At 55.7% G+C, this 11,803-nt stretch carries 11 protein-coding genes; 2 read left to right on the plus strand and 9 right to left on the minus strand.

All coding sequences use genetic code 11. The features are described 5' to 3' along the window. Nucleotides 1-2: 2 nt before the first annotated feature. The 7 genes from ACFPMF_RS13340 to ACFPMF_RS13370 form a co-directional block, all read right to left on the minus strand. Nucleotides 3-506 (minus strand): GNAT family N-acetyltransferase, encoded by a 504-nt coding sequence (locus ACFPMF_RS13340; RefSeq protein WP_379845621.1) that lies wholly within the window; start codon nt 504-506, stop codon nt 3-5. Nucleotides 507-635: 129 nt separating this feature from the next. Then, a complete protein-coding gene (locus ACFPMF_RS13345; RefSeq protein ID WP_379845623.1) occupies nt 636-2,228 on the minus strand; it encodes a Na+/H+ antiporter in 1,593 nt (530 codons plus the stop codon). 210 nt (nt 2,229-2,438) lie between these two features. Continuing rightward, nucleotides 2,439-5,450: an outer membrane beta-barrel protein gene (locus tag ACFPMF_RS13350; protein WP_379845626.1), complete on the minus strand. Its 3,012-nt coding sequence runs from the start codon at nt 5,448-5,450 to the stop codon at nt 2,439-2,441. A 201-nt stretch (nt 5,451-5,651) separates the two neighbouring features. Further along, entirely contained in the window at nt 5,652-5,978 is a 327-nt protein-coding gene (locus tag ACFPMF_RS13355) for a hypothetical protein (RefSeq protein ID WP_379845629.1), read from the minus strand. A 77-nt stretch (nt 5,979-6,055) separates the two neighbouring features. Further along, a complete protein-coding gene (locus tag ACFPMF_RS13360; RefSeq protein WP_379845632.1) occupies nt 6,056-6,568 on the minus strand; it encodes a Spy/CpxP family protein refolding chaperone in 513 nt (170 codons plus the stop codon). After that, the gene (locus ACFPMF_RS13365) at nt 6,561-6,890 is read right to left on the minus strand and encodes a hypothetical protein (RefSeq protein WP_379845635.1); all 330 of its coding nucleotides are present in this window, start codon (nt 6,888-6,890) and stop codon (nt 6,561-6,563) included. Before ACFPMF_RS13365 ends, ACFPMF_RS13360 begins: the two co-directional genes overlap by 8 nt. Before the next feature lie 4 nt (nt 6,891-6,894). Next, complete coding sequence (locus ACFPMF_RS13370; RefSeq protein ID WP_379845638.1) at nt 6,895-7,500, minus strand: RNA polymerase sigma factor; 606 nt, start codon at nt 7,498-7,500, stop codon at nt 6,895-6,897. A gap of 244 nt (nt 7,501-7,744) precedes the next feature. Between ACFPMF_RS13370 and ACFPMF_RS13375 the strand changes: the two genes are divergently transcribed. After that, a complete protein-coding gene (locus ACFPMF_RS13375; protein ID WP_379845641.1) occupies nt 7,745-8,968 on the plus strand; it encodes a PQQ-dependent sugar dehydrogenase in 1,224 nt (407 codons plus the stop codon). Between the two features lie 42 nt (nt 8,969-9,010). Here ACFPMF_RS13375 and ACFPMF_RS13380 read toward each other — a convergent pair whose 3' ends face one another. Both ACFPMF_RS13380 and ACFPMF_RS13385 read right to left on the minus strand, forming a co-directional pair. Continuing rightward, entirely contained in the window at nt 9,011-9,736 is a 726-nt protein-coding gene (locus tag ACFPMF_RS13380) for a glucosamine-6-phosphate deaminase (RefSeq protein ID WP_379845643.1), read from the minus strand. Nucleotides 9,737-9,843: 107 nt separating this feature from the next. Then, nucleotides 9,844-10,617, minus strand: a complete 774-nt coding sequence (locus ACFPMF_RS13385) for a carboxypeptidase regulatory-like domain-containing protein (RefSeq protein ID WP_379845646.1) — start codon at nt 10,615-10,617, stop codon at nt 9,844-9,846. Between the two features lie 258 nt (nt 10,618-10,875). On the opposite strand from ACFPMF_RS13385, the gene ACFPMF_RS13390 reads away from it, so the two are divergent. Further along, a complete protein-coding gene (locus ACFPMF_RS13390) occupies nt 10,876-11,802 on the plus strand; it encodes a sterol desaturase family protein (protein ID WP_379845648.1) in 927 nt (308 codons plus the stop codon). Nucleotide 11,803: the final 1 nt, after the last annotated feature.

Consider the following 11,803-nt stretch of genomic DNA (forward strand, 5'->3'; position numbering starts at 1 on the left):
GGTCAAAACCGCATTACGTAATACTGGCACAAAAACGACTGGCCAAACTCCTGAACGGTTTTCCGGTAGGTAGGCTCAAAACCGTATCGCTCATAAAACCGCAGCAGGGCCGGTCGGGTGGAATCGGTTTCCAGCTGGATTTCGTGAATGCCGCGTTTCAGGCAGGTTTCGCGGCAAAACTCCAGAATGGTGGCGAACAGATTCTGTCCGGCAAATGGCCGCCGAATGGCCAGCTTGTGGATAAAACCGGCGGTGTTGTCGGGCACGTCGGGGTAATACAGCGGATCTTTCCACTGCAAAATAAAGGCCGCAGCCGGAACCGGCCCCTCATCCGGATGGGCGTAGAGGACGTAAGCGTTATCCCGGGTGTAGGGATCAAATAGGTTTTCCGGCGTTAGCGTATCCAGCTCCCAGAGTTCCCGCCCCGAATCCGCCAGCCACTGGCCTACTTCCCGGACAAGGACCAGAAAATCGTCGGGCCGGTCGTTGCGAATCGTAAAGGTCATCCGTAAATCAATACTATACTCAGCGAAAAAATTAGAGCAAAGACATGTGACAAGAGAACCCGCACGGGTCTTTTGTCACATGTCTTTGCTCGGACCGTCTTCCATAAAACCGGTCGGTCCGCCGGGTTCCTACCGGATGGTATGATCGCGTTTTTCTTCTTCCAGATCCAGCAGGGTTTCGACTTTCCGGATCACCTCATCGTCGAATTCTTCCTGTTTCCGGAGCCGTTCCAGTTCCTGGCGTTTGGCCAGGTGCAAATGGACCAGGGCTTCGTTATAGCGTGTCAGCACCGGACCGTCGCGGTCGGACGCCAGGTACTGATTTACCTCCAAGTCGCTCTCCAGGCGGTTTTTGAGGCTGGTCAGCAAGGTGTTGGTGGCCAGTTGCCCATCGTAGCGCTGCTGCAGTTCGCGCAGGGCCGCTTCCCTCAACTGGCGTTGGATCATGGCTTCCTGTTTGGCGGTGGGCAGCCGCGGAAAGAGTTCTTTGGGATGCGCCCACCGAATCACCAGCGGGAGCGTCAATCCCTGGAAAACCAGCGTTACCAGGATAACCACAAACGTGATAAACAGAATCAGCGCCCGGTGCGGAAAGGCGTTTCCATCGGGTAGCGTGAGCGGAATGGCCAGGGCGGCCGCCAGCGAAACAACCCCGCGCATGCCCGCCCAGCCGACCACAATCGGTCCCCTCCAGCCCACATTCCGCACGGCTACGGTAATGTAGCGCCCCGCTACGTTGGTAAAGACCGACGAAACCAGAGAGAATACCATCCGGACCACAATCACCACCGCTGAGATCAGCAGGCCGTACAGAATGGCGTCGGAGAGCGAATACCCTTTCAGCCCATCTACCACGACGGACAGTTCCAGGCCAATCAGCACAAACACCAGGCCGTTGATGATAAAGATAACCGTGCCCCACATCGACAGGCCCTGCACCCGCTCCGTATGGTTAAGAAGTGCGTGGCTGTGGTTCGATAAAAACAGCCCCCCGGCCACCACCGCGATAACGCCCGAATAATGGAATTCTTCCGCAGCCAGATACATGATGTAGGGGGCCAGGAAGGTCAGCAGAATGCTGATGCGCGGCTGCATCGGTACCCAGCGGTGAATGACGTAAAAAAAACCGGCCACGGCCAGACCGATGAAGGCCCCCATTACCGTTACCAGCACAAAATTCAGGGCCACGTCCTGCCAGACGAAGGTGCCGGAGATGATCGTGCCCATTGCAAACCGGAAAACGATCAGGCTGGATGCGTCGTTGATCAGGCTTTCGCCTTCCAGAATACTGGTCATACTTTTGGGCGCATTGATATCTTTTAAAACCGAACTGGCGGCTACGGCATCGGGCGGAGAAATGATACCGCCCAGCAGGTAGCCGAACGCCAGCGTAAAACCGGGAATGAAGGCGTAGGACGCGTAGGCTACCGCCGTTGCCGTCAGCACAACCAGCCCGAAGGCCATCACCAGTACAATCCGTCGCCAGCGCCAGAGTTCGCGCCAGGACATATACCAGGCCGCTTCGTAGAGTAAGGGGGGCAGAAAAACCAGAAAAATCAGGTCCGGCTCGATGGTGAGCAGCGGCACCCCCGGAATCAGGCTGACCAGTAACCCCCCGATAACCAGAAAAATCGGGGTCGGAATTCGCAATCGCTGGCCCAGTGTCGCCAGCAATGCCATGCCCAGCAGAAGGGTTAACCCCAGCAGAACGTCTTCGCGCATGAATAATCATGAATAATCGGGTACGGGTTGAAAAAAGTTTGGGTATTTAAAAACAATTTCGCCCCGGGCGGGTTTTGTACGTATAAGTCGCTGATAACCGGGGATACTGTGAAAGGTACCTGATTGTAAAAATAACCGTTTATTTAGCGATAAAAAAAGCCAGGTGACTCACGTCGTCTGGCTTTCTTTTTGATCGAAACCGGTAAACCGTCAATTGTTGCCCGGACCACCCGGTCCCGGACGCCCTCCGCCGGGCATACGCCCCGGGCCACCATCCCGCCAGTTCGGGCGGTCGGGCTGATCGGTTGGGCCGTTGTTATTCCGCGCGGGTGCGGCTTTGAACTGACGGAGGTTATACGTAAAGGTGAGCATGAAATACCGTTGCAGGACCTGCGCCCGGCTGTTTTCCACGTACGTATCGCTTTGTGAGACGTTCAGGCTGTTGTTCTGTTTCAGCAAATCGAAGACCGATACTTTCAGTTCGCCCCGCTGATCTTTCAGGAATTTCTTACCCACGGCGGCATTCCAGAGCGTATACTGCTGGTTGACGCTGCCGTTGAAACCGGTGTATTTCTGGTTTGAAATGTCGGATTGCAACACCAGACCGGGTCCAAAGATCCAGTTGACCCGCCCGCTCAGGACCTGAAAGTAATATTTGTTGTTGTTCTGGGGCTGTAGCGAATACTTCACATCGTTGAAATTCCCCGAATACGAGAACGAAAAGTCGAGTTTCTGGCTGATGTTACTGCTCAGGTTCACACCCTGCGACCAAGTCATCGAGTTGGCGTTGTTGATCTGGTTGTTGATCAGGCTGGGCGAGGTGCCGTAACTGTTCCCGGCGTTGATGCTGATGTTACTCTTGATGAATTTCAGCGGTGTGCTGTAGGTAACAAACGTACGGAGGTTCCACAAACCGCTCAGGTTGACCGGCCGCGACAGTTGAACGCCCTGTCCGAGCGTCGTTCCGTCGGGCAGCGTAGCCGACCCGTTGCTGATCAGCGTCGAATTACCGATGTAATTGTTGGTGGAACTGACGTTTACAAACACGAACAAACTGCGTCCTTTCACCGGTTTGGTCAGTTGGTAGCGGGCCGAGATGTTGTGACCGTACGACTGCTTCAGGTTCGGATTCCCCATCGTCAGGAACAGCGGATTGGAGTTGTCAAGCACGTTCTGCAACTGCGTCACGCCCGGTGCCTGGGTGTTGGTGCGGTAAAACAACCGGATGCGGCTGTCGGTCGAGAGCCGGAAATCCAGCATGGCCGACGGTAACAAATTGTTAAAATGCGCCCGAACGTCGTTGTTCAACGGAAATAGCTGATCACTGATCAAATCCGCCCGCTGGAAGTTCATATTCACGTTCAGCCCCATTTTCGGCGAACGGTAATTGTAGCCCACCCCCGCCTGGTTGGTCAGGTAATCGTTCTGGAAGGTGTTCGACAACAGCGAATCCAACTGGTCGTAGCGCTGCGTGGCCGGGTTATACCGATTCGTCCGTTTGTTGGCGTCGCTGTAGCGGTACGTTGTTGTATAATTAAGTTGCAGTTGACTCAATTTGCTCAGCGGTTCCGTATAGGCTGCATTCAGCGAGTATTGATAACTCGGGGTGTTGTTGGTCGTCAACTGGTCGATGCGCTGATCCGGCGTGGTTCCCGTAAAATATTCGTTCAGGGACAACTGCGAGTTCTCCCGATTCTGCGTACTGATCTGGGTGCCGAAGTTCAGCGATAGCGACCGCCCGCGTTTGGCAAACCGGTGCCGGAACAAAATGTTGTTGCTGAAGTTGAACGCCCGTGTCTGGTTCCGATAGTCGGTATTGCTCCGGTTCAGCAGCAGGCTGTCGGGCGGCAAAATCGGGTTGAAATTGTTTCCCAGCGTCGGATTGTCGGACGTGCTGTCGGCTGCCAGGAAGGTAATGCCCTGCACCCGGCTCGACGAACTGTTATTCTGCCAGCGCAACCGGGGCGTAATCAACAGCGAATTGTTGGAGTTGATCGTGTATTCGAGCCGGAAATCCAGCCGGTGGTTGTAGTTTTCGGTGCGGCTGATGCTGTTTTCGAAATAGTTCTGACTGGCATTCTCGGTGAGGGTATACCGCCGGAAAACCGTCTGGGCGTTGTTGTTATTGCTATTGTTGAAAAAGTAACTTCCCCGAAACGTAACGTGCTTGCCCCAGTCGTCGGAGAAATTAAGACCAATGGAATTGGTTTTGTTGATCCCGCTCTGCTGCCCCACCAGGAAGTTGTCGGCACCACCGCCCCCTCCGCCAAAGTTGCCACCGCCACCCCCGCGGCCACCTCCTCCGCCACGGCCACCCCCTCCGCGGCCACCCCCCCCTCCGCCGAAGCCTCCACCACCGCCACCGCTACTGGCGACGCCGGTCAGGTCCTGCGACGAAAAGTTTTGCTGGTTGATGTTGTTGCTCAGTCCGACAATCGACAACCGCCGGGCGCCGTTGAAAAGGTTGACGTTGCCCCCCGCTGAATAGGTGTCGTTGGTGCCGTAACCGGCGTAAACGCGGCCAAAAACACCATTCTGGCGATCGCCCCGCGTCACGATGTTAATGGTTTTGGAGGTTTGACCATCGTTGAAACCGGTAAATTGCGACTGGTCGCTCATGCGGTCGAAGATTTCGATTTTATCGACCACTTCGGCGGGCAGGTTGCGGAGCGCAATGCTCGGGTCGTCGCCGAAAAAGATTTTTCCGTCCACCAGTACCTGCTGAACGTCCTCGCCCTGGGCTTTCACGGTGCCGTTTTCCACGGTAATACCGGGCATTTTCTTGATCAGATCCTCCGTCGTCGCGTCGCGCGTCACTTTAAAGGCCTCGGCGTTCAACTGGAGCGTGTCGCCTTTTTGCTGGGCGGGCGGTATTTGTCCTTTGATGACCACCTCCTTCAGCATTTTGGAATCTTCGAGCAGGGTGATTGCGCCCAGATTCTGAACGGGCTGGGTAATCGTAATGACTTTATTGTAATCCTGGAATCCCAGGTAGGTCGCCTGGATTCGGTAGGGCTGCGGATTCAGGTTCATGAACGTAAACGAACCCGTTGTGTCCGTGATCATATATTGCCGCTGCGTCGTATCCTGCTGCGACGTCAGAATGACGGGAACGCCGACCAGGGCACTTTGGTTGGAATCGACAAATTTTCCGGTGAGTTGGTTGGTCTGGGCCAGGAGCGATGTTGCCGAACTCAGCAGTAGGGTAAACAACAAAGACATACGTAACGGAAACCGTCGCGAATGTCCGGGAAACAACTGGAAAGAAAGTAGCGAAGAGGCATTCATTAGTCTGATTGAAAAGGCGGATGACTGGCATTTCGGTCAGCCCGAGATGATTTCCGGGCTGACCGAAACGCGGACAGCTAAAAATGATGAAGCGTAATCCCGACACGAGATTAGTACTTATACCATTTGTCGGGCTTATTTGTTTTGCGGACGGCGGCCCCGCATGGCACGTTCTTCCTTGAAAGTCCCTTTGGCATCGAAAACAACAATTTTCCGGGTTGTATCGGCCGCAACGACCAGGGTGTAGTTATCTTCCTTGTCTTTCATAATCCGCCGGACCGTCATGTTGGGGTATTTATCCTTCACGTAAGCCATCACCGGCGCGGGCAGCGCACTTTCTTCCACCTGCGTCATGCCTTCCATCATCCGCCCCCGGCCCCCACCGCCCGGACCATTCTGGGCGTTGCTTTCAAAAACCGTCAAACCTGCCAGCAGCAGGGCAATGCACATTACTTTTTTCATGTGGTTGATTTATTTAGTTGTTATGGCTTAGGTGTCAATTCGCCGGAAACCCTGCGGAGGGTAGCGAAAAAAAATGATTATTTTTCCGAATGGTTCCGCCGGGCGGAATCCGGGCGGTGTTTTCCCTGCCAGCCGGAGCCACCAAAGGAGCTAAAACCGGGTCGTTCGGCCAGCACCTGCTTCAGTTTCTGCCGTTGCTCGGGCGTACACAGGGCGCTGACCTGCTGAAAATGCCGCAGGTTGATCACATCCAGCCGGGCGTTTTTTTCTTCCAGCTGACGCGCCTGCTGCATCAATTGCGCATCGGTTTTTGTCGAATCGCCGACCAGTTCAAAAAACCGCCTGCGTTCCTGCCGCAGCGAATCCAGTAGGGGCCGGATCGTCTGAAAATGTTTCAGCCGCATGGCCCGGTACTGCGTCCGCTGTTCTTCCGAAAGACCAAGCGTTTTCGACAGGTACGACCGTCCGTCGGGGCGCCCGTCGCGGTGATTCCGTGGCCCCAGCCACATCCAGGCCATTAATCCGGCGTTCAACAACACGAGCGCAACGATGATGCCCACCAGCAGCCGGTAGCGTTTTCGATCATTCATCGACAAAGGTGGTTTGGGGGTTCAATTGATAATCCTGCACGAACGATTCGTACGTGCCGGGATCGGGTTCCGGATTTGCCGGCGCGTGTTGCCAGACTGCCACGGCAATATTCAGGGCGATCAGGACGCCAAGCGTCCCGAGGGCATACGCCGGTTTTTGCAGCCACCACGGCAAGACAGCCGCAGCGTCCGACGGTTCGAGCCGGTTTTTCAGCCGGGCTTCCAGCCTTGTATAAAAAAAAGGACGGGGCTGGGCGGGCTTCAATTGGCCCAATTGCCGAAACCGGTCTTCCCATTCGTGCTCTTCTTCGTTTCTGTTCATGGTGTCACGGGTTCTTTCTCTCGTTATAAAACGGGGTCAACTGTTTGCGTAAATGCTGTTTGGCGCGGTGCAGCAGCGATTCGACCGCCGACACACTCATCTGCATGACCTCCGCAATCTCGCGGTGGCTTTGTTCTTCCATATAGTGTAACACAAAGGCTACTTTCTGCGTATCGGCTAGTTTTTCGATGGCTTTGAACAACAGGCTCATGGTTTCCCGTTGTTCGAGCGATACCCCCGGATGGTGAAAATCCGGCGGGTCGTGCAGGACCTCGTTGTTCACTCCGAACAAGCTGGTAATCCGTGAAAACCGCTTCTGGGCCTTGCGTTTCCGCAGGTGCGCCAGCGCCTTCGAGGTTGTGATCCGGTAGAGCCAGGTTGTCAGTTTGGCTTCTTCCCGAAACTGCCGGATGGTTTGGTAGACTTCCACAAACACGTCCTGCGCAAGGTCTTCGGCCTCTTCGGGCTGTTGCACAATGGCCAAAGCCGTGTTGTAGACCTTGTTCTGATACGTCTCGACAAGCGTCCGGAAGGCCGACTCACGGCCCGCTTTAAGCTCAGCGATCAGTTCGGATTCCTGCAAACGGACGATATCGTTAAAGGTGAACACATGGGATTAGGTGCGAAAGATTGAAAAAACCTGCGGTATCGTTTCGTTTTTTTTCAACGAAGCCCCTCGCGATCCGTGGCTTGTCGGAAAATTCTCCGGTTTACCGGCCAAAACCGGCGGTTGGGCGCTGCGCTGGCGGGGCAGGATGGATGAAATAGATTATTCGTATACATTCGGTAGTTTATTCTTTTTCTGGACGTTACGGCTAAACGCCCGGTCCGACAACAGATCGGGGCTAATTCGTATGAGAAACTCTATTTTTAAATCCTCTTTTTTGTGGAAAACCGCGCACCGACTCGCCCACTCGCTGGGGTACGGACTGGTTTTCCTGGCGATGACCGCGCTGCTATCGGCCACCGATCACCCGGTTCCGGCCCGGAAAACCGGTCAGCCCGGCGGCTGGAAGGTGGAGAATGCTTTTCCGAATGTATCGTTCAACCGACCGGTGGAGTTTACGGTTCCGAACGACGGCAGCAACCGGGTTTTTGTGCTGGAACAGGAGGGCAAGATTCGCGTCTTTGCCAATCATTCCGCGACAAGAACCGCCCCGGTTTTTCTGGATCTGACCAGAAAGGTGTCGTCCGAGGGGGAGATGGGGCTGCTGGGGCTGGCCTTTCACCCGGACTTTAAACAGAATGGCTATTTCTACGTGTACTACACCAAGCGCAATCCGCTGGAATCGGTCATTGCCCGTTATCAGGCCACGACGCCCGGCCTGACGACCGTGAATCCGGCCACGGAAACCGTGCTGCTTCGTTTCGATCAACCCTACGACAACCACAACGGCGGCAAAATTGCCTTCGGTCCCGATGGCTTCCTGTACATCGGGACCGGCGACGGGGGCGCCTGGGGGGATCAGCACAATAACGCCCAGAACCGGGCTTCCTGGCTGGGCAAAATTCTTCGGATCGACATCGACAAAACCGACAAAGGAATGTACGGCATTCCGGGCGATAACCCGTTTGCGGGAAACCGGGAGGGTTACCGGGAAGAACTGTACGCCTACGGTCTCCGGAACCCCTGGCGGTTTAGCTTCGACCGGAAAACCGGCCAGCTCTGGGTGGGTGATGTGGGCCAGAACGAGTTCGAAGAAATCGACCTCATCACCAAAGGCGGCAATTACGGCTGGCGATTGAAAGAAGCCGTCCGGTGTTACAACCCCCGCAACGACTGCGATTCGGGCAACCTGATCGAACCCGTTCATCACTATCCGCGCACCGAAGGCACCTCCATCACCGGGGGGGTGGTGTATCGCGGTTCGCGGCTTCCGGCTTTGCAGGGAAAATACCTGTACGCTGATTTCACGACGGGCAACGTCTGGGCGCTGACCGCCGAAAACGGCCGGAAAACCGACAACCAACGGCTCATGGCCGGGGCCGGTCCCATTTCGGCGTTCGGGGAGGATGCCGCCGGTGAAGTCTACCTGCTCGATCACCAGGGAACCATCAAACGATTGGTGGCCCCTTGAAAACCGCCTTTCCCCGAAACGCTGTCCTGGTCCGTTTCGCTGTCATGCTCCTTCCCCGGCGGCTTCCCGATCGACCCAGACGTAGGCATTCGGATGGATTTGCAGGATGCTGGCGGGAAATTCTTCCGTCACCGGTCCTTCGAGGGCGGTTTTGATGACGGGTGCTTTTTTGGAACCGCTGGCGATCAGGATGGCTTCGCGGGCGTCCAGAAACTGCTGCAAACCGGTCGTCACCCCCAGCGTCAGCGAGGTGGGAGTAGAGAAGTACTTTTGCCCGACGGTGATGGTCGTTTCGGCCAGTTCCGACACGTGGGCTTTCAGATTGAAGGGCGTTCCCGGTTCGTTCAGGGCAATGTGACCGTTTAAGCCGACACCCACCAGAATCAGGTCAAAACCGCCCCGCCCGTCTACAAACCGATTCATTTGTTCGCATTCCGCATCCAGATCGGCAGCTTTGGCATCGAACAGCCGGTATTGATCAGGCCGCAGGTTGAGCGGGCCGAACAGTTCGCGCTGGAGGTAATTCGCACAACTGCCTTCGCTTTCGGGGCCCAGACCGACCCACTCGTCCAGTCCGACAAACGTGCAGTGGTCCACACGCGTCTGGCCTTCTTTCACCAGTTGAACCAGGGCGCGGTAAGCTCCTACGGGGGTGTCGCCCGAAGCGGCACAAATCAGGGCGTCGGGTTTGCGGTTTAACAGATCGGCCAGGTGCTGGGCCGTATGGCGTGAGAGGGCATCGTAGTCGGAGAAAATCTGGAAAGTCATAGCCGGTTTTTCGTTTAGGCCCTACAAGATAGCGCAGCTTGCGAAAACCCGGCAACAGGCCCCCTGAATTTTCGGTTTTTGAGTCCGGAAACCGAACCGGTCGTTTGTTACTCACTATATTCAATCACCATGCAGTTGGAGCAATACCAGGGCGACTCCTTGCCATAAAAATCGAGCGTCACGGTCCCGTCGGCCGCAAATGTCCCGTTTTTGTTGCGAACCCGGACTTTGGTCCCGCTGGGTTCATGAACCGCCGAAATCCGGTAACGGCCGATCGGAACGTCGGCTAGTTTTCCGTAGGTAGCGCTGCGGGGTGGGCCGCTTTTCAGTTTCAGCGTTTTGCCCGTCGATCCGTCGATCAGCGGCCCGTCCGGCGTCAACGTGAACAGGATGTTTTCTACGTCGTACAACCCGCTGTTAATTTCTTTATCGAGGGTGATGGTACCGCCGTAAAAGAGCCCGTCATGATCGGGGTATTCGCCGGTTAAGGCCCATTGGAAATTACGCACTCCGCCGTCCTGCGTAAAGCCTTCCACGTTGTCCGGACGCAGATCAAGCTGGTATTTCGTTCCGTGATAGCTGACCTGGAGCTGGGCCGTGGCCTGGTAGGTCGACGCGGCCGCCGGTAAGGCAATGGAATACGCACCGTTGGCATCGCTTTGGGTGACCAGGTTGCTGTTATAAAGCCAGGTGTTGTCGGCGATGATCTCGGCCCCCTTCAGGGGCTTTCCCTGCGTATCGGTGACCTTGCCCACCAGATACCCTTTTTTGGGTTGATCGGGCGAAGGTTCACTGCCATCTCCTTTGCAGCCGGCCAGCAGGGCCGCAACCAGCAGGCTTTTCGCCAGCGGCAGGGCATACTCGAATGATAAGTAGTTCATTGTATTTGTTGTGTATGGATTATTTCCTCCCGAACACCGGTGCGCCGGAATTCAAGCCCCAAAAGAAGCCAGCAAAAAGGGGAGAGGGGACGGATTCTATGCAAAGCGCCGGAAATTTTATCTGAACCGGTGCTGCGGTTTTCCGAAATCCGCGTTCGGCAGGGTGACCGGTAAGACAGGAAGCACGCGGGGGAATAGCGGTTTTACTTTTGCGGGTATTTTGGTAAATTTCGTAGAAGGAATTGAAAAAAACGCTGTATGGAGCGATTGATTCACTATTTCGAAACCATTCCGTCGGCGCACCGGAGCCTGATTCTGGTGGGCGGTATTACGTTGTTCTGGCTGGTCGAAAGCGCGTTTCCGTTGTTCCGGTTTGGAAAAGCCGAGGCTGGTTACCGGAAAGTCGGCCATGCCGGTATCAATCTCTTTTTTACGCTGACGACGGTTGTTGTTAATTTTGTGTTGGCGTTTATCCTGCTGAAAACCAGTGATTTTGTGGTTGCCGGGAAAATAGGCGTGTTGCAGTGGCTGAATGGGCCGCTCTGGGTGGAGGTAATTGTCGGGGTATTGCTGCTGGATCTGCTGGGAGCGTGGGCCATTCACTGGTTGCAGCACCACGTCCGGTGGATGTGGAGGTTTCACCTGATTCACCATACCGATACGTACGTGGACACGACTACGGCCAACCGCCACCACCCCGGCGAAAGCGTGTTCCGGTTTGGGTTCACGACCCTGGCGGTTTTCGTGGCCGGGGCACCCATCGGCGTGGTGATGCTGTATCAGGCGCTGTCGGTTTTGCTGTCGCAGTTCAACCATGCCAATATCCAGCTTCCCCGCTGGATCGACCGACCGCTGGGCTGGTTTTTGGTGACGCCGAACATGCACCACGTCCATCACCATTATGTCTTGCCCCAGACCAACACCAACTACGGCAATATTTTCCCGTTCTGGGACCGGCTGTTCGGCACATACGCCCGCATGGACAGCCAGGACCTGCGTTACGGCGTCGATACGCACCCGCAACCGCACGAACACGCCCGCATCGGCAATCTGCTGACGATTCCGTTTCAGCCGTACCGACCGCCGGTTGGAAACCCGCAACTGCCTAAACCGGCATCAGGTGCCACAGACCGGCCACCTGATGCCGCTGCCGGACACCGAAGCGACCCGAAACCGGGTGAATAAC

The sequence above is a fragment of the Larkinella bovis genome (genome assembly GCF_042655385.1).
GTDB lineage: Bacteria > Bacteroidota > Bacteroidia > Cytophagales > Spirosomataceae > Larkinella > Larkinella bovis.

Coding starts and splice junctions, on each gene's coding strand:
- ACFPMF_RS13340 (WP_379845621.1), bottom strand. CDS start 506: ATGACCTTTACGATTCGCAACGACCGGCCCGACGATTTTCTGGTCCTT.
- ACFPMF_RS13355 (WP_379845629.1), bottom strand. CDS start 5,978: ATGAAAAAAGTAATGTGCATTGCCCTGCTGCTGGCAGGTTTGACGGTT.
- ACFPMF_RS13375 (WP_379845641.1), top strand. CDS start 7,745: ATGAGAAACTCTATTTTTAAATCCTCTTTTTTGTGGAAAACCGCGCAC.
- ACFPMF_RS13350 (WP_379845626.1), bottom strand. CDS start 5,450: ATGTCTTTGTTGTTTACCCTACTGCTGAGTTCGGCAACATCGCTCCTG.
- ACFPMF_RS13360 (WP_379845632.1), bottom strand. CDS start 6,568: ATGAATGATCGAAAACGCTACCGGCTGCTGGTGGGCATCATCGTTGCG.
- ACFPMF_RS13390 (WP_379845648.1), top strand. CDS start 10,876: ATGGAGCGATTGATTCACTATTTCGAAACCATTCCGTCGGCGCACCGG.
- ACFPMF_RS13380 (WP_379845643.1), bottom strand. CDS start 9,736: ATGACTTTCCAGATTTTCTCCGACTACGATGCCCTCTCACGCCATACG.
- ACFPMF_RS13345 (WP_379845623.1), bottom strand. CDS start 2,228: ATGCGCGAAGACGTTCTGCTGGGGTTAACCCTTCTGCTGGGCATGGCA.
- ACFPMF_RS13365 (WP_379845635.1), bottom strand. CDS start 6,890: ATGAACAGAAACGAAGAAGAGCACGAATGGGAAGACCGGTTTCGGCAA.
- ACFPMF_RS13385 (WP_379845646.1), bottom strand. CDS start 10,617: ATGAACTACTTATCATTCGAGTATGCCCTGCCGCTGGCGAAAAGCCTG.